Origin of the sequence: Nostoc sp. (assembly GCF_036917535.1) — a bacterium.
Taxonomy (GTDB): domain Bacteria; phylum Cyanobacteriota; class Cyanobacteriia; order Cyanobacteriales; family Nostocaceae; genus Nostoc.
Genome location: NZ_JBALDA010000098.1, coordinates 1 through 18,702, shown reverse-complemented (window position 1 = coordinate 18,702; position 18,702 = coordinate 1). Strand labels below are relative to the sequence as shown.

Sequence of the window (18,702 nt, the reverse complement as noted above, 5' to 3'; positions counted from 1 at the left end):
CCCTTTCTTACATCTTAAGTTGTCACGACTTATCCTCAACCACCAATGTAGACTCAGCAGTTCGCCCAAATTCTTCTGGTGCATATTGCAAGTGAACTTGGGCACCAGGCCAAGAAAATGTACCAGGAGTAACAGAACGTACTAGATAATGGAGGCTATAAACTCCTGGTTCTAGGTGGTCGGCGTAGGCGATAATGCGATCGCGGTACACATTCTTAAAACCAAGTTCCCAGCTATCGGCTTTTGCTTGTAATGCAGCTGTAGCAGTTTGAAAACTCGCATCCACAGCCTCAAAACCTGATGGTAACGGATCTTTTATCACCAGATGATCTACAGGATGATCGGCGATGATTTCTAAACCAATATCAAACACCTGTCCAGAGGCTAAAGTCAAGGGTTTATCAAAAGCGTAAAGACCTGTTTTTTGCAAAACTTTCTCTTTATTTACTTGACTAATTTCTCGTGTTATGCGTAGTCCGTTAAACCTACCTGCTTGATTACCTTGCAAGCGATAATTATAAGCAACTAGATAGTGTAAAGTGCCATTACCTGATTTTTGCAGCGTTAAATCATTATGACCACGAGGTAATTTATTCATCGGCACGTTTAGCTGTAAGCTAGGATTTTGGTAGCCATTAAACCGATTTTCTCCTAACTTCTTACCAGCTAATTCTACTGTGGCAACAAAATTAGGTGGTGTGGGTTGCAGTTGACTATAATCTACCAAAGCTGTTAAAGCTTGGGCATTATTATAGTTAGTTTGCCATGTCCCATCCCGCCGTAATGCCAAAAGACTTTGGAATAACTTATCTATAACTTCGGGTTTACTCTGTTTGGCAATAAATAACTGTAAAGCTTGCGCTTGTGTCGTAGTAGATGAACTCATCCATCCCCAACTAGTTGGTAAACTTACAACTGCTGTGCGACCAGTTTCATAAATATTTTGTTGCAGCTTGTTCACTAATTGTTGAGATTCATCTTGCCATTCTGGGAATTGAGATAAGTATCGCGCTAGTTTAATTTGAGTTGCTACATCAAAGTTATTGCGCTGTTCATAAATATCTGCAAGGAAAGTATTGCGTTTGTCTCCCAATTCTGCTAAAGAAATTAAAGCATTAAGTTGCAGTTGCCTTTTACAGAGTAATTGTTTGCAAAAGTCGTATTCTCCGGGGTTTGCTAGAACTTTTTGTAAATAAGTTTTGAGGCGAGATATCATTGCAGAATCGACTAAATTAGGAAATACCTGACTAGCTTTAGCCAAAGATTCTCCCGTATAGGAAGAAACCCAAGGGTCAGATTTTTCTTGTCTGGGGAAAGCAGTAAAACCGCCATCGGCTATTTGGAGTTTTTGTAATTTTTCAATTGCTTGATTAGCTTGTTGGCTAGGATTAAATTCTGCAAATGTCTGACCATATTTTTGGACTATAGTTTGCAGATTTGCCGCAATTATTAACTGACTCGCCGTCGGTTCTGTAAACGGCAAATCATTATCTTCTACAACTTGTTTTGCTGGTGCTTTGATTTCTGGTATCAAAGTACTCGCCAACTGAATATCTAAACCTCCCGCATCAGGGAAGTTATTTTTATCAACATTCAGGGGAATCTTCACCTGTTTTTCAGTAACACCAGAATCAACGACTTGTTCTGTAATTTCAATTGGCTTAATTTCCAAAGGTACTTCAAAAGCATCTGCGGCTGTACCATTTAGCTGAGTGGTAAAGCGAACTTTACCAACTCCCACCCCATCCGCCAGCATGGGAAAGCGATAAGCATGAGTTGCAGATTCAGCTTTGGTTTGCAAAGCAGTAGCTGTGGGGTTTTTGTCAGCAAACTTCACTGTACCGCTAAGTTCGCCATTAATTGAGAGATTTCCTGTATTCCCAGTGTTGTTAGTTACGGATAAACCAGCGAGGATGCGATCGCCTGGACGGGCAAACTGTGGCAAAATGGCATTAGTGAGCAGTGGTTTGGTGGTGATAAATGTTGCGTCCCCATTCCCGAAACGCAGATTTCCATCGGTAGCGACAGCCATTACCCGCCATGTAGTTAAATCATCCGGGAGTTTAAAGGTTATCTGTGCATTCCCATTTGCATCGGTAAGGACAGAACCGTTGTAGTAAGCTAAGGCTTGAAAATCGGTGCGAGTGCGAGTATTGGCAGCACCAGTTGAGAAACCACCGCCATAACCCCAACCTTTAGGTTTTGCTACATCTTGTGGTTGTAATATAACATCCGGGCGATTATCGCTAAAGCGAGTAGATATTGGCTGTTCTGCATAAACTGTATCCACCAAATCTGGCGGACGATAACCAGAAAGTTGTAACACCGCTTCATTTACCACCATGACTGTAAACTGTCCTTTGATGGGGTTTCCTTGATTGTCCTTCAGTTCTAGTTGTACTGTTTCCTCTGCACCAGGTTCTAATGATGCTTGTGCTGGTTTAACTTGCAGTTTTAAATACTTCTCCTCCAAGTTAACTTTAAAAGGTGTAAAACCAATCTTCACCAAGTTTTCTAAACTTCCCGATTCCACTTGGTTAATGGGTTTACCTTGTCTGACTAAGATAGCTTCAATGGCTGCATTTGGTAGCATTTCTGGAGTGACTTGAAACTGAATTTGTGGTGCGCCTCCCTGAACTTTAGTAATTTGCTGATAAAGGGGTTTATCTTTAATCACAGCAAAGTACAATTCTGCATCTGGATAGGGAGATTGTATTAATGCAGTAGCAGTTTCACCAGGTTTGAATTCTTTTTTATCTAATTTAACTTCTAAGACATCTTTTTCTCTAGAACCCCAAAATACTGGATTTTCTCCAGTGGCCCAAATTTGTAAATCTGTGGCACTTAATTCGCTTTTGGCATCGCTAAAATTAACTCTAATCCGATATGAGGCGGATTCTGGTGCTGTTAAATTTACCGATTGCGGATTACTCGCAGATGTAATTTCTGCTTGTCCCACTGTTTTATATTCAACTTGATTTTTTGGTGTTCGGCTACCTTCCACCAACTGCGTGACGCTGCTGTATTTAATCTGTTGTAATTCCAGACGCATCCGTTGACCTGTGATTGGTTTTCCTATAGGGTCAGTAACAATCACTTCAATGGGAAAAGGTTTACCAGCATCAGCGATGAAATTACTTTTTAACCCAATGAGACGATTACTCGGTAAGGCTGTAAATGTTTTGGAATTAGCTACAGACAGATTAGAAACATCTGCAACTTGCACATCTACTTGGTAAGTCATCGGATATGGTAAATCATTTGCAACATTCACAGTTTGACTACTTTTACCATTAGCATCTAGTTGGGCATTAGTTTGTAATACATCACTAGATATAGTAGGCGTTTCCTCTGGCCATAACCATTGCCTACCAAAAGTAAATCTCTCCCAACCTTTAGGAACAAAATCAGCCTGCTGGCGAGTGATAAAATATTTCGCTTCTCCACCTTCCACAGGCACACCAAACAAATAATTGCTTGTAGCATTAATATTAACTTTATCGTCAATGTATGCAAATTCTTTATCTAAGTTAAGTTCGACTTTAAAATTAGGTGGCTTAAACTCAGCTACTCGAAATTCTCCAGAAATTTCTTGTCCATTTTTACCTTTTGCCTGGATTGTATAGTAACCCAAGCGCTGAGTAGTTTTGATTGGTAGTTCCAAAGAAAAACTGCCAAATTCATTTGTGGTTTGCGTACCTAAGCTGGTTTTTTGCCCATCGGGATTTACCAAAGTTAATTGATAAGCAGCATTTTTATCTTGCTGAATTACACCATTTTGTAAATAGTCTGCAAAACCAGTTAACCAAGCCTTTTCGCCTGGTTGATATAACTGTCTATCCGAGAAAATTACTCCGCGTGATTCTGGCTTACTATCTTGCCAACCCGCGTCAATACCGTAGCCATAAACACCGCTATACTCTTCAGTTCTAGCGAATGCCCAATCTTGATTTTCACGGGCAATTACTAATAGTTGTGGTGATTTACTAGAGCTTTCATTCCCAGAATAACATTGCTGTAATCCTTCACGAACAATTCTAAAAATTCCATTTTCATCAGTTTTACCTGTTGCACAAGGTAAAGGTTCTGGACGAGATTTTGCTTGTAATTTTGATTGATAAATTTCGATAGCGCCATTTTTAACTGGCGAACCATCTGTAAGATGATTGATGCGAATTAACCCTGACTCAGGAAACCACTGAGTAAATACGCCCAAATTTGTCAATTCAACCATGCCATAAGTCGTAGGTTCGCGCCACAGTTCCTTACCATTCTCTTGATATTTATTAGTCCGGGCTTGGACTCCATAAGCTAACATTCCCGTAGTAGCATTGATTTTTTCCCGTAGAGGAACAGCAATATCAACTGATTGATTTTTCTTACCTGATACGTTAAAGCTTTGCCATTCAGAAGGTTGTGGTAATAAATCACTGCTATTATTAAAATAAACTAAATCTGTCGGCTTAACTACTCTATAAGCTGCTTTATATTTGGATTCTGGTAAATTTCCTGTACTAATATTTAACTGTAAATCTTTACTTGTAGGGAAAATATTCAAATCTGATGGTACCCAAATATCTCCAGCTAAATCTCCAGTATCATATTTAAGTGTGACGGGTTTACCCAAAGTTTGCCCAAACTTATCTTTGAGATTTCCGCCGATAGTAATTGTATAAGTCTTGGCGGGTTCTAGTGCGTAAGGATTGATACCGACAATTTTATCTTCATCATTTATTTGGATAATTCTCGAAATTCCTTTTGGTGCTGGATTAATGGAAATATTTTCTTTAGCTGAATCTGGCAATAAAACATTATTAAATTCTAGCTGCGGACTACCTTTAATAAATCTTCCAAAAGTTCCTCCTGCATCTGGTTGTCCGTAAAAGTTAATTTTTTGAAATGCCAAAGGCGAATAAGTTGCTAACTTAGTGGCAAATTCTTTCTCTGTAGGCAGATTGCCATAAGCAGGACGTATTCCTGGAGAAAATACCAAGCGATAGCTGGTTGCTTTTTCCAGATTTTGCTGTGGGATGAGGTTATAAATCCAATTGCGGGCTAAAGGGTCAAATTTTTCTAAAGGGTCTTCTTCATTTTTTAATGGTTTTTCTTCTTTGTTTAACTCAACTTTAAAACCTATACCTTTATTTTTACCTTCGGGAATTAATTGTAAATGTTCTTGTACAGAAGCTAAATCCAATTCGACATTAGAAGTAAACTGTAACTTTTGTTGTAAATCAATTGGTTCAATCTCAGCTTTTTCAATGGGATTAACACCGGGTAAATTAGTTAAGTTTATGGATTCGGTGTTGAAAGTCCAAGGTAAATCTTTGTCTAAGCGATGATGTTTTAAATCGGCTAAACCTGCTTTGAGAGTGACTTGAAATCTTGTCGCTATTGGCAAAGCCTTATCAGCTTGAAATCCCACCATACGCGGTGTTAAAAAGCGAAATTGACCGGATAAAGGCGGCCAAAGGGCAAATTTTTGTAATAATTTTTGCTGTTCTGGACTATCAAGACTTTCAACTGGGATTAAAGCTTCTTTAAAACGGATGCGGATTTGATTAAGAGATTTTGCATCTCCAATAGGACTTATTTGTTCAATCCAGTCTGGTAATTTTGGTGGTGTGAGTGGGGATACTGCTGGGAGTTGTTCTTTACTTGAGTTGATACCAAAAAAATTACACCCTGCCATCCCTAATATAAATGTAAATAGAAAGAGAAACTGTATTGTTCTCTTCCGGCTTGAAAAACGCCCAATTTTCTTTAACAAACTGCCAGTAACCCTAAGAACACAATAGATTATTTTATGCTGGAAACGCAGTAAAACTTTAATAATCATCTTTCTAGTAATTAAAAATAAAAAATTTACGCACTATAGCAAATAAAAACTTGCATTACCTCATGGAGTCGGAAATACCAACACTAATAAAGTACGCAAGATAACTAGTTATTTTTACACAATTTATGGATATAACGTATGTTTATTTACATAGATAACTAATCTAGTGTTATTGTTCCAAAAATGACTACAATTCTTAACTATAAAGAAGTATTTAAATTTTGCTGAGTTAGTAAAAGTTAATTATTAAGGATTTGAAATATATACTGATGTAGATGTAATCGCTGCGTCAAGATTAAGGTAGGTTTTCTTGGACAGGGGATTCCCTGATGAAACTAATTTTACGATCGCTAACTCAAGTTAAGCACACTAGTAAAGTTATTCTAGCTGTGCTGCTAATCTGTCTGGTGATACGCTTACTCCCTTATTTTGCGCCTATTCGGGCCGCAGATATTGCCCAAAATCAGTTGGCAATGCAATTTAGCGATCGCAATGGTTTACCATTAGGAACACTACTCACCCGTGACCAAGAGCATACATCAGTAGTTCCACTCAATCAGGTTTCGCCTCATTTTATCCATGCGATTTTAGCCGCCGAAGATGGCAGCTTTTACCATCATGGGGTGTTGGATATGAAAGCTGTTATCCGCGCCAGCAAAGAAGCCATCTACGCCAAAAGAATTGTTTCCGGTGCTTCCACAATTACTATGCAGTTGGCGCGGATGTTAGATCCTGTGCCTCGCAGCTTCTCTGGTAAACTGAGTGAAATTTGGCTATCTTGGCGGTTAGCAGCGGGGATGAACAAAGATGAAATTCTCTGTGCATATATCAATCGGCTACCAATGGGAGGGAATATATATGGTGTGGAAGCCGCCGCGCGGACTTATTTTTCCATCCCAGCTAGTGAATTGAATCTTGCTCAAGCTAGTTTGTTGGCTGCTATTCCCAATAATCCCACATACTTTAATCCTTACGAACATTGGGAACGGCTGAAGCAGCGACAAAAATACGTCCTTAATCGGATGGTACAGGAAAAGTATATTAGTGAGGCGATGGCTGCGCCAACGTCTGCGACGAACGCAGCCCGAACATACACTGAAAAGGTTGTGTTTCAGTCTCGCCAAGGGGGAATTATCGCTGCACCACACTTTTTATTTTGGTTAGCCAATCAGTTTGATAAGGCGCAAACAGAACAAAATTCCCCCATCCGCACGACTATAAATCGCCCTTTGCAACAGTTTGTTGAAGCACAGGTACAGCAGGTAATTTCTTCTCTAGCCGCTAACAATGTCCATGATGCAGCCGCGTTGGTGATTAATAATCACACTAGTGAAGTTTTAGCTTATGTCGGTTCACCTGATTACTTTAATCAAACCAAACTCGGACGCAATGATGGAGTGCAAGCACTACGTCAACCAGGTTCTACCCTTAAGCCTTTTGTCTATGAACTAGCTTTAGAAAAAGGTTTAATTCGTCCAAATACCATTTTGGCAGATGTACCCGCCCATTATGCAATTCCCGGCGCGAAACTTTACAGCCCTACAGATTATACCGAAAGGTTTCTTGGCCCTGTGCGGGTGCGAATCGCTTTAGCAAATTCTTTAAATGTACCCGCAGTGCGCGTGTTAGAAAAAGTAGGTGTGGAAACTTTTTTAGAACGACTGCATCAACTGGGATTTGAACACCTCAATCAAACTCCAGAATATTATGGTTTGGGTTTGACTCTAGGTAGTGGCGAAGTCAGTCTCTGGGAATTAGCCCGTGCATACTTAACCATAGCACGACAAGGAGATGCTACCCCTTTAGTAAGTACATTTTCCAATTTCCCAATCCAAAATCCCAAATCTCAAATTCAAAATCCGACAATATGGCAATTAATCACCAACATACTCAGTGATAGCTATGCTCGTGCAACAGCATTTGGTGTAGACTCGGTGTTAAATTTACCTTTTCCTGTTGCTGTTAAAACTGGCACTTCTTCCAATTTTCGAGATACTTGGACAGTTGGCTTCACTACAGATTACACCGTCGCTACTTGGGTAGGCAATTTCAACGGTGAACCGATGCGACAGGTTTCAGGTGTGACAGGCGCAGCACCCTTATGGAATCGAATTATGTTACATCTGCACGAACATCAAGAACCAGCAGGTTTTCCATCTCCAGAAGGTTTAGTGCAATTACCTGTTTGTGCAGTTTCGGGGTTACGACCAACACCAGATTGTACCTCAGTCGTGCAGGAATATTTCTATCCTGAAGATAAAAGTAATTACGAACGTGACAATCAATTCAATTTGCCACCAGAGTATGATGAATGGTTGGCAAAACAACAGCAGTCAAATTTTACTTCTACTAATTTGAGAATTTTATCTCCGCATCATGGCGATTTATTCTTACTTTATCCAGGTGAAGAAGCGAAGCAAAAACTCGAATTTAAATTAGCAGGAAATAAATCTGTACCAGTCGAGTGGTGGTTAAATGGCGAAAAGTTAGATACAAACTCAGCTAATTCTTTATTTTGGAATTTACGTCCTGGTAAGTGGACTTTGGAAGCGAGAAGTGGGGAAATGAGTGACAAAGTAAGTTTTCAGGTGGAGTTAGCTAATATTAAACCTACGCGTCGAGGATTTTCTATTAATACTACAACATCCAAGCAAAAAGTCTGAAACTTCCCCTTATGCGTAAATAAAGCAACCATTTAAAATCCCTAAAAAGCCCATTCCATAATACTTTTGACTTTTGACTTCCGCCTTGCGGTACTAGTCCAATCACAGACTCTCGTAGGTGAGTTCCGCGTTTGCCCAGTTGGTTTCTGCCAGAAATTCCCTAAATGTGGTCAGAAGTCCTGGAAATTCCTGTTCTCGTAAACACTGGACATCGGCTTGATAACCTTGTTTGCGATACCACTGAATCAAATCGAATAGTTCTTTTTGCAGCAGGAGTAAGAAAATCCAGGCGGGTGTCTCTTTATGGATAACTTTCATCCCCTGCGCTTGAGAAAATGCCTCTGCCATCTCAAGAGGAGTCAACATATCGCCAGCTAACTCAATTTCTTGACCAATATACTTGGTGGGATGTTTAATTACGTAGGCAGCAACGCGGCCCATGTCCTTAGTTGTAATTAGATGAAGGGGCTTGTCTGGCTGAATGGAAAATGGGAAACTACCTTTGAGGATGGAAGGTCGCGTGTACTTCTTCCAAAACTCCTCCATAAACAAGCAAGCTCGCAACATAGTAGTCGGTAAGCCAGCTGCTTTGAGAATTTTCTCTACTTGGTACTTTTGCTCAATGCGAGGGATTCCTGAATTCCTGTCTGCCCCACCTGCGGAATTGTAGACAAAGTGTTTGATGTCAGCAAGTTTTGCAACTTGTGCAACTCGCTTTGCCCTCTCCACCTCTAGGGGGTCAATTTTAGGAGAGTCCGCAGAAGTAGCATGGCAATAAACAGCCGAAATTCCTGCAAAGGCTTCTATGAGAGAGGCTTCATCGTCGAGGTTGGCTTTTACCAGTTCAACTTTGGCATCGTTGAGCTTTGCAAGAGTTGGACGATTAAGATCAATTTCTCTAGTAATGACTCGCAGGTTGGTAACTCCCTGTTCGAGAAATCCCTTGACGACATTTCCACCTGTGCCGCCAGTAACTCCGATGAGTAAGACTTTATCGGTGTTTGACTCTGTGCGATCGGGGAAATTTGACATTCTCTCTTCTACCTGGAGTTCTTTATTTAAATTAAGTTTATCCAAAGACAGCAGAAGCAAACAATAATTGAAAAAGAATTCAGAATTCAGCAGCAAAGCCAAAGACGCTCTGCCTCCGGTCAGAATCAATGAGTGAGGGATTCAGACCCGTTACTCAATTGAGGCTTTAGACCCAAGTTTTCGGTAGAGTTAACCTCAGAAAAACTCTGACAGAAGCTAGATGCTTGTGTTTTGTTTTGTTTTGACATTATGCTTTGTTTGTATTCGTTATCTCAAAAGGGTACATACAAACAGTGCTTGAGCAGCAACCTAATGTAGGCAGTACAACCTTATTTGAACAGTTGTGGGGTTTGACAAACGAACTTTGCCAAAAACTAGAAGCTCGTTTTCAGTTACATCCAGACCCTTCTGTAGAAAATTTACAGCAATATAGCAGTCTTGATGGCAATATGAAGGGTTCGCTCACCGCTTTTTCTGGGAAAGAAATTGATTGGCTAGTGCATTCGTGGCTAGGAAACCCTGAAAAATCAAACTTTAGCACTATGCGTCTCACCACTTGGTTGAAGTCGCATATTCAAGTTCCTCATTTGGCCTTTCAGTTTGGCACACTTGCAAATGGAAATATTTTATTTTATATAGATTACATTGCCCGAACTGAACTTTTAATCGATTTGGCATATTTTGATCGCTACTATGAACCAGTTAATCAAACATTCTTAAAGTTACAGGAAGATTCGCGGCTTAAGGTATTTACTAACAAAAGTGTGTATATTCGCCTATTTCAATCGCCCGTTAGTCTTTGCTATACAGGCGCACCTACTCTTGAAACCCTGGAACTAACTCGCACACTTGCACACGAAACACTCGATCGCTGGCTAACTTGGATAGATGCAGCTGAACCTGTAACCGAAGATGCACGCGAGGCTTTAGCTGCTCGTGATTTGGCGCTCCGTCGCATCAGTGCTGAACGCGATCCAGGTAATAAATTTGCCGCACAGATGTTTGGATCAGAATTGACAGATAGACTTGTACGATCGCTCTGGGGTGGCGATCGCATTCTCTAAATTTGTCATTTGTCATTGGTCATTTGTTATGACTCTCAATTTTCCATGTCCACTAATTTAGAATCTTACTGCGCTTTAGCATTGCAAGTTACCTGTAATGCAGTCAACCAAACAAGCGATCGCCAATCACACTTTTACCCCGCTAATACTATGCTGGAAGAGAAGTAGACCGCAAATACTTTCTGTAAACACAGCAAACCACCATTGAGCGCTTAACCAACCTGGGGATGATTTGAATTTGGGTATTGCGGATTAGGAAGTAATAACAAATGACAAATGACAAATGACAAAACCAATAGAAGTCCGCAATCCCCGAACTGGCAAATTTGACTACGTAATTATCCCGCCGCCTCCAAGGCTACTGGTACAACAATGTAAGCGCACGCGCAGGGCACAAGTTCGCTGGCAGCAGTTGGGCTTAGAGGGGAGAATTGAAGCCTTACAACAGTGGAAGAATGCGATATTATCTGGACGCGATCGCCTCACGGAAGCTTTGGTAAATGATACAGGAAGATTGTCAACCTCGATATTAGAAATAGATTCTTTCTTCTCCAGTATTGATCGCTGGTGTCGGTTAGCACCGGAAGTGCTGCAAGAATCTGCAAAAAATACAGCCATTCCCTTTATTGCCTTGCAACAAACATCCGTTCCTTATCCCCTAGTTGGGGTAATTAGCCCGTGGAATTTTCCCCTGTCACTGTCTACTATTGATACCATTCCGGCATTGTTGGCAGGTTGTGCTGTCATTGTTAAACCCAGTGAAATCACTCCCCGTTTTGTAGCACCACTGATTACAGCACTCAACACCGTTCCTAAACTGCACGAGGTATTAACTTTTGTAGAAGGAGCAGGCGCAACTGGATCTATTTTGATTGAAAATGTAGATGTGGTATGCTTTACAGGCAGTGTAGCGACGGGGAGAAAAGTTGCACAGGCGGCTGCAAAACAGTTTATTCCAGCTTTTTTGGAATTAGGAGGAAAAGATCCTGCGATCGTTTTAGAATCAGCCAACTTAGAATTAGCAACCTCAGCAATATTGTGGGCTTCCGTTGCCAACACCGGACAGTCATTCTTCTCAATTGAGCGAATTTACGTTGCAGACTCCATATTTGAAAAGTTTTACCATCAACTAGTAGCCAAAGCACATCGCCTTAAGTTAGCCTATCCCACAGTCGAAAGTGGAGAAATTGGCCCGATCATCGCCGAAAAACAAGCAGCCATTATTAGCGATCATCTCCTAGATGCAGTTGAAAAAGGAGCAGTGATTCACTGCGGCGGTGTAATAGAAGATTTTGGAGGGGGTTGGTGGTGTCGTCCGACAGTGCTTACCCAAGTTAATCATTCCATGAAAGTCATGACCGAAGCGACTTTTGGCCCGATTATGCCAGTCATGCCTTTTTCTACAGTAGGTGAAGCAATATCTTTAGCCAATGACTCAATCTATGGATTAAGTGCTGCTGTATTTGCCTCAGAAACAGAAGCCTTAGAAATTGCTTACCAGATAGATGCAGGTGCTATTAGTATCAACGATGCTGGACTCACCGCCATCATGCATGAGGGAGAGAAAAACCCCTTCAAATTCTCCGGTTTGGGAGGATCGCGCATGGGTGCAGCGGCGCTAAAACGGTTTATGCAAAAAAAAGCTATTTTGATTAAAACTAACGCTACTAATGACCCTTGGTGGTTTGAGAATGGGGAGTGACCAATGCCATCATCACTATGCAACTCATTACCGTAACCAATGGCGTAGCTTGCCGCCGTTCGCAAAGCGCTTCGTAGAGAAGGCATCGCATTCTCATTTTGTTTAAAATATCTGTTTTACCAGAGGCGATCGTCTCTGCCACAGTTTCGCCCACGATAACCAAAGCACCTGAAAGAATTTTGATGGTTTTGGTTCAGAACACAAGTCTATTTGTTCAGAACACAAGTCCATTCGTTCACAAAACAAGTCTGTTCGTTCAGAAAACAAGTCTATTCGTTCACAACACAAGTCCATTCGTTCAGAACACAAGTCTGTTCATTCACAAAACAAGTCTGTTCGTTCAGAAAACAAGTTTGTTCGTTCACAACACAAGTCCATTCGTTCACAACACAAGTCCATTCGTTCAGAACACAAGTCTTTGAGACACTCTAGAAAGATAAGTTTAGTCAAAGGTGTGCATTGATGTCACGCAAAAAAATTCAAAGTATAAAAAAATCGGCGTTGCATAGTTGCGGGATGATTTAGTAACTTCCAAAATTCTCCCCTTGCTTCCCCTGCCTCCCCTGCCTCCCCTGCTTGCCCCACCCCAATTCATCCCACTGTTCTGCAACGCCAAAAAACTTATAGGTCGGTTTTTACAATAGTGTTACACTTTATAACGGACTAAGCCTTTATATAGATCCTGTAGCGAAGAAAGATTCTAAACCTGCTAAAACACAACTAAGATGCGTAAGTAGAGCGATGTAAATAAAGCTAACTAGCAAGAATCGTCATTTTTCATTTGTCATTGGTCATTTGTAAAGGTTTCAAGTGTGTTTACGTTTCTTAATATAGTTGGGTTTATTCTCCCCGACTTACTTAGAACGTCAAGTTGATGATAGAGATACTTAACCCTTTGGGAATAACTTCGGTAAGCTGACTGTAACTTTAGTTCCTTGTCCCACTTCACTAGACAAGGTAATATCGCCACCATGTAACTCTACGCAAGCTTTAGCGATCGCTAGCCCTAAGCCTGTACCAGGAATTGTGTCAACATTACTTCCACGGCTGAAGGATTGAAACAAATTTTCTTGATCTGCCATCGGGATACCAATTCCCTGATCTTTGATATAAAAAATTGCTTCTGATTCTTTGCCGATCAGGTGGAATTCTACACTACCTCCATCTGGAGAGTACTTAATTGCATTGGACATTAAGTTAATAAAAATTTGCTGCAAAAGTCCGCGATCGCCCCAAAATCCATGATGATTACCAGTAATTTTAAAAATCAATTCGTGGCGATCGCCTACTGTTTCTCGCTCTTGTTCTAAAAGGTCAGAAAAAAATTGCAGTAAATCGACTGAGATTGGTTGAAACTTGGGTTTTTCCAGTTCAAGTTGGTTAACTAGAAGCATATTATCCACAAGTTTGGACATATATCTTGCTTTATGTTCAATGATTCCCAAGAACCTCTGTTGTTTAGACTCATCCAGCTGCTGACTATGTTTTACCAAAGTTGATGCAGCAGCCAGAATTGAAGTTAGCGGCGTTCGATACTCATGGGAAACCGTTGTAATTATTTGGGATTTAAATAGATTGAGTTGCTTTTCTTTGGCAAGAGCTGCTTGAGTTTGGGCTAATAATTCCGCCTGTTGAATAGCGATCGCTAATTGCACTGATACTTCATTGAGCATTTCTGCATCATCAGTTTGCCACTGTCGCTCCCCGGAATCATGGTGAGCAATCAATAAACCCCAAAGCTTGGGGGTTGGGTTGCCATTGTTGCTCAGATTAATCGGAACTACCAGATTTGCCTTAGTATTAAATTGCTCTTTTAGGTTGACACAATTACACAAGCCAAGCTCATAGATATGAGGGATTGAGCATTGGGGAGCCAGCGCTGTGGTGAGGCAGTCGCTCAGAGGGGGTTCCCCCCAGGAGGAACTGCCGAAAGGGTTTCCCGACTTGAGGCAACTGGCGGCATTGGGCATTGGGGAGCCAGCGCTGTGGGCGGGTTTCCCGACTTGAGGCGACTGGCAGCATTGGGCATTGGGGATTAGGGATTGGGTAAACTCTTCTTTAGTCATCAGTCCCCTGTCTGTTTGTTTCCCTTGTCTCCTCGTCCCCTTGTCCCCAGTCCCTAGTCCCCAGTCCCCAACCCCGACGCGATCGCACAAGGTCACAGTCCGGTATGACTCAATAGATGAGGCAACTATTTTACCATCTGTATCTGGGGCAAACTGATACACCATCACGCGATCGCACTTCAGAAGTTGCTGTACCTCGGCTACAGCCGTATTTAAAATTTGCTCTAGATTAAGAGACTGACGAATTCGTAAAGCAGTCGTGGCAATTAAGCGCTGTCTCTCCTGAGTTTTGATCAGTTGGGCTTGCAAGCACGACTGCTTAATGGCGTTGCGGACTGCTAGTTGCAGCACATCCTGTGTAAGATGTTGCTTTACTAAGTAATCCAAAGCACCTCGTTTCATTACCTGTACAGCGATTTCTTCATCGCCGCGCCCTGTCAACATAATCACGGGCACAGAAGTCTTAAATATTTCCTGCTGTATGCGATCAAAAAGTTCTAACCCACTCATATCGGGTAGACAAAAATCCAGCAGAATAACATCGCAGCGTACTTTTCGGCACAAAGCAAGTCCTTCTTCTGCACAGTCTGCCTCCAAAATCTGGTAGGACTGGTGCGGATCTTTCAAAAGATATCGACGATAGATTTTCCGATCCGCGGCACAATCATCAATGATAAGTAGCGTCCATGTGTCCAACATAAGGTTATGAGGATCGGGGAGCTATATAGATCCCTTTTATCCAGATTGTGTTTTTATTGCATAATTTTAAAAATAATATAAAATTAAATCTAAATAAAATCTAAATCCTTTAGTAATTCTAAAGCAATATAAAATAGTCAGAAGAAAGTGTGAAAAACAGCAAAATGGGGAAAACGCACTTAAGACAGACACAGTGATTCAAATAGAAAAATGTCGCTGTGTGCCTGAGCTGTCTTCTTCATTATCCTATTGTCCCTACTGCCACATTAACAGAAAATAAATAAATTAATCCAACACAGGTGGCGTATTGGCTTCAAGCCAGTAGTCCACGAATGCCTGAACCGTCTTTTTTAGTTCCTGAGCATCCATCGGTTTTACCAGATATCCATTTGCGCCCTTTTGGTAGCACAATTCAATATCCTTGGGGTTAGATGATGTGGTAAAAACAACGATGGGGATTCCCTTGAAACTTTTGTCTTGCTTGAGCCGATCTAAAATGTCACGGCCATCAATACCTGGCAAATTGAGATCGAGCAAGATCACAGAGGGTCGTAATGCTACTTTAGAATTGGGTCGGTCTTCGCTCTTAGCGTAGGCATTGTTCCCTTGTTGATAAAGCAACTCTAAAACCTCATCTCCATTAGTACAACGGTGTATGGGGTTCTGGACGGACATACGCTGCATCAGACGTTGTAGAATCCGAAAATCTTCATTGCTGTCCTCAACAACGAGCAGCGGTTCATGAAGTTTTTTTGTCATTTGTGGTTTTAAAAGAACTTAACAAAAATATATATTTAGTTATTATCTTAAACTATTGCAGCGTAAAATAGAATATCGAGCCAACGCCTACAGTAGATTTCACCCAAATTTTACCGTTATGAAGCTCAACAATCTTCTTAACAATAGCTAGTCCTGCACCTGCTCCTCCACCGTATTTTTGCTGGGAATGGAGTCGCTTAAATAATCTAAAGATAGTTTCTAGATGATGGTGTGGAATTCCAATACCGTTATCTCGGATATAAAAGATTGGGCATGGGGGAGCCACTGCGGTGAGGCAGCTCCCGTCTTGGCGGTTCCCGTCGATGGGGGACTGCCGAACCCGAAGGGTCTTGGGGTCTCCCCAAGTGGAGCAAGTGGCGTCATGGGGGAGCAACTGCGGTGAGGCAGCCCCCGTCTTGGCGGTTCCCGTCGATAGCGCAGCGTTAGCGAGTCTTCGAGCGTCTGGGGGACTGCCGAACCCGAAGGGTCTTGGGGTCTCCCCAAGTGGAGCAAGTGGCGTCATGGGGCATGGGGCATGGGTTATTTCCCTTGTCTCCCCCTGCCCTTTCTGCTCCTCTGCCCCTCTGCCCCCGCGGTCAGCGTTAGGGGTTCCTGCCATAGACCTCTGCCCCTCTGCCTCTTCTTGAGAAAAGTAGCCAATCTCAACCCATTGCTCTGCCTTATCGTTGTATTTGAACGCATTCCCAAGCAGATTACTGAAGACTTCATTAACCAGCACTTGATCGCACAAAACTGTTGGTAAAGGCCGAGGAATGCGAATATCCACAAACTGAGAGTCTTGACGACTAGCACGAAAAACGTCAATTACTTGGTTGAGTGATTCGTTGAGGTCAGTTGCTTGCAAGCGCAGTTGTGCTTGTCCTAACTGCGAGAGTCGCAATAGAGCATTAATCAGAGTTTCCATGCGTACAGACAAGGATACTACTGTTTGCAAACATTCAATCCCCTCATCATCTAATACTTGGGCATAGTCTTCTAGCAGCACTGTTGAGAAGTTATAAATGCCCCGCAAAGGTTCCTTGAGGTCATGGGAAGCGGCGTAGGCAAAGGATGCTAGTTCTTGGTTGCTGCGCTCTAACTCCAGATTGATTTTAGCTAATTCATCCGCTTTCGAGAGTACAATACCAACGATCGCATTTCTCAAAGCGATCGCACTGTCAAGTTCACAAGGTTTCCAAGGTAGAGAAGTTAATCTAACCGTTTCTTGCCATTGTTTAAAGGATTTTCGTACAGACAGCGTAAGGCTACCATCTGCCTGTGCTTGCATAGATTCCTGTGGATTTCCTGCCCAGTGTACCGTTTGGATAACTTCGGGGCGAAACCAAAGGATGTAATAGCGCCGGACTTTAGAAATCCGCAGTAGCAACAAGCCACTAGCAGTATCTTTAAATATCAGCGCCTCTTGGTAAAGCTTCGGCAGAGAATCAGTAGAAAATAGGTTATCACTAACTTGAGTATCCGCCCATTCAACGAGTGCTCGAACTTCATCAATATTCGGTGTTGTCCCTACAAGGGTAATTTCATTATCTAGACAAACTGCCGCTCCTGAAGCACTAACAAGATCCAACAAGCGAATTTCCGGTTTGATTAGGGCATCGATAAAATTGTCTGCTTGGGAAATAGATTCTAGAAACTCAGACTGTAGCGATTTGAGTTTTACTTTATAATCCCATTCTGAGTAACTAATTTTGTGTGCTAATTCTAAAGACGCAATCTGTCCCAAAAATTCGCACATCTTGCGGACTTCGTAAGAAATATACTTTGGTGTTTGATGGTGACACGATATTAATCCCCAAAGCTTCTGCTCTTGAATAAGTGAAATCACCAAAAGAGCTTTTACTCCCATATTTTGATGATATTCACTACAACACCAATCAAAACTCCGTAGCAGACAGTAGCTTAAGTCAAGATGCTGATGTGTTGCTGGATTTTCCGTTGGAACTAGTTTGACAGGTTCGGCAGTCAAATCGGGGAGAAATCGCAGAAAGCAGCGCGTGTATAACTCCCTAGCCTGCGCTGGAATATCTGTAGCGGGATAGTGGAGTCCTAAATAAGGTGATAAATCTTCCCGTTTAACTTCTGCAACAACAGAACCTGCTTCTGACTCGTCAAATTGATAGACCATCACCCGGTCGAAACCGATGATTTTTTGGATTTCTTGGGCGACCAGATGCAGAAATTTTCCCAGATTGGATGTACTTTGCATTTTAGCGATCGCTTCACTCGCCAAACTATGAAAGTTTAAGAAACTCACCTCAAATTCCGAGTCAGTTGATTCTAGCTCCAGAATTACAGCTTCTTCTGTACGATGAGCAATAGCATCAAAAAATCTTTCCCCATTTAAGGTATTTATTAATACTTTAAAAGCATTAGCACTGCCAATCTTTTTTACCAAGCACTGCTTGACAATTTCCACTGGCTGAGGGTCAAGTAAATAGCTCAAAGGTTTACTGAGTAAATCTTCTGGAGCTTTACCCAAATACACTTGGGTATTGTTGCTAACTTGCAGTATCTCTAGCTGAGTACTGAGTGCCAGGAGAATGCCATGAGGTTGAATAGAGCCAGGTATGTGAATAGGTATGCGATCGTGGTTAGTCAGAGCAGTAGCTTGGGTAGTAGTATTTTTAGGCTGGCTCATAAATCAACTTATGTAAAGCTGATTTTTACAATAGCGCAATTAAAAGTCATATTTCTTTAAAGTATATAGCGAGAAGTCTGAATGCGATCGCATTCAGACTTCTCGGTTAAACCTAAAAAATCACTAGACCTCTTGCAAAAGTCAGTTAGGCAAATTCAGTTTTGGGAAGACGAAGCTCATAGTTGTACAAACCAGCGATGAGATTAAATCTTAAACTAA

The 18,702-nt window shown here is 41.6% G+C and carries 10 protein-coding genes; 4 read left to right on the top strand and 6 right to left on the bottom strand.

Annotated features, from left to right (window positions below; all coding sequences use genetic code 11):
- Positions 1–22 precede the first annotated feature (22 nt).
- The gene (locus V7K56_RS32400) at positions 23–5,692 is read right to left on the bottom strand and encodes an alpha-2-macroglobulin family protein (protein WP_334917509.1); all 5,670 of its coding nucleotides are present in this window, start codon (positions 5,690–5,692) and stop codon (positions 23–25) included.
- 476 nt (positions 5,693–6,168) lie between these two features.
- On the opposite strand from V7K56_RS32400, the gene pbpC reads away from it, so the two are divergent.
- The gene (gene pbpC, locus V7K56_RS32395; protein ID WP_334917507.1) at positions 6,169–8,502 is read left to right on the top strand and encodes a penicillin-binding protein 1C; all 2,334 of its coding nucleotides are present in this window, start codon (positions 6,169–6,171) and stop codon (positions 8,500–8,502) included.
- 102 nt (positions 8,503–8,604) lie between these two features.
- Here pbpC and V7K56_RS32390 read toward each other — a convergent pair whose 3' ends face one another.
- Positions 8,605–9,534 carry an NmrA family NAD(P)-binding protein gene (locus V7K56_RS32390; protein ID WP_334917505.1) on the bottom strand — a complete coding sequence of 310 codons (930 nt, stop codon included), beginning with the start codon at positions 9,532–9,534 and terminating at the stop codon, positions 8,605–8,607.
- A 293-nt stretch (positions 9,535–9,827) separates the two neighbouring features.
- Here V7K56_RS32390 and V7K56_RS32385 point away from each other — a divergent pair, with 293 nt between their 5' ends.
- The 3 genes from V7K56_RS32385 to V7K56_RS32375 all read left to right on the top strand — a co-directional run bounded on the left by V7K56_RS32385 (position 9,828) and on the right by V7K56_RS32375 (position 12,300).
- On the top strand, positions 9,828–10,598 hold the full coding sequence (locus tag V7K56_RS32385) for a red chlorophyll catabolite reductase (protein WP_334917503.1): 771 nt from the start codon (positions 9,828–9,830) through the stop codon (positions 10,596–10,598).
- 45 nt (positions 10,599–10,643) lie between these two features.
- Positions 10,644–10,766, top strand: a complete 123-nt coding sequence (locus V7K56_RS32380) for a hypothetical protein (protein ID WP_334917501.1) — start codon at positions 10,644–10,646, stop codon at positions 10,764–10,766.
- Positions 10,767–10,881: 115 nt separating this feature from the next.
- Complete coding sequence (locus V7K56_RS32375) at positions 10,882–12,300, top strand: aldehyde dehydrogenase family protein (RefSeq protein ID WP_334917499.1); 1,419 nt, start codon at positions 10,882–10,884, stop codon at positions 12,298–12,300.
- Here V7K56_RS32375 and V7K56_RS32370 read toward each other — a convergent pair.
- From V7K56_RS32370 to V7K56_RS32355, 4 genes are all read right to left on the bottom strand, one after another.
- Positions 12,266–12,454 carry a hypothetical protein gene (locus tag V7K56_RS32370; protein ID WP_334917497.1) on the bottom strand — a complete coding sequence of 63 codons (189 nt, stop codon included), beginning with the start codon at positions 12,452–12,454 and terminating at the stop codon, positions 12,266–12,268. The genes V7K56_RS32375 and V7K56_RS32370 overlap by 35 nt on opposite strands.
- A gap of 733 nt (positions 12,455–13,187) precedes the next feature.
- Positions 13,188–15,065 carry an ATP-binding protein gene (locus tag V7K56_RS32365; RefSeq protein ID WP_334917495.1) on the bottom strand — a complete coding sequence of 626 codons (1,878 nt, stop codon included), beginning with the start codon at positions 15,063–15,065 and terminating at the stop codon, positions 13,188–13,190.
- 285 nt (positions 15,066–15,350) lie between these two features.
- A complete protein-coding gene (locus V7K56_RS32360; protein WP_334917493.1) occupies positions 15,351–15,824 on the bottom strand; it encodes a response regulator in 474 nt (157 codons plus the stop codon).
- 52 nt (positions 15,825–15,876) lie between these two features.
- Complete coding sequence (locus V7K56_RS32355) at positions 15,877–18,483, bottom strand: ATP-binding protein (RefSeq protein WP_334917491.1); 2,607 nt, start codon at positions 18,481–18,483, stop codon at positions 15,877–15,879.
- Between the last annotated feature and the right edge of the window lie 219 nt (positions 18,484–18,702).

Bases quoted from the DNA above. Each gene is read 5' to 3' on its own strand.
- V7K56_RS32400 (WP_334917509.1), bottom strand. From the start codon at position 5,692: ATGGCAGGGTGTAATTTTTTTGGTATCAACTCAAGTAAAGAACAACTC.
- pbpC (WP_334917507.1), top strand. From the start codon at position 6,169: ATGAAACTAATTTTACGATCGCTAACTCAAGTTAAGCACACTAGTAAA.
- V7K56_RS32390 (WP_334917505.1), bottom strand. From the start codon at position 9,534: ATGTCAAATTTCCCCGATCGCACAGAGTCAAACACCGATAAAGTCTTA.
- V7K56_RS32380 (WP_334917501.1), top strand. From the start codon at position 10,644: ATGTCCACTAATTTAGAATCTTACTGCGCTTTAGCATTGCAAGTTACC.
- V7K56_RS32375 (WP_334917499.1), top strand. From the start codon at position 10,882: ATGACAAAACCAATAGAAGTCCGCAATCCCCGAACTGGCAAATTTGAC.
- V7K56_RS32365 (WP_334917495.1), bottom strand. From the start codon at position 15,065: ATGTTGGACACATGGACGCTACTTATCATTGATGATTGTGCCGCGGAT.
- V7K56_RS32360 (WP_334917493.1), bottom strand. From the start codon at position 15,824: ATGACAAAAAAACTTCATGAACCGCTGCTCGTTGTTGAGGACAGCAAT.
- V7K56_RS32355 (WP_334917491.1), bottom strand. From the start codon at position 18,483: ATGAGCCAGCCTAAAAATACTACTACCCAAGCTACTGCTCTGACTAAC.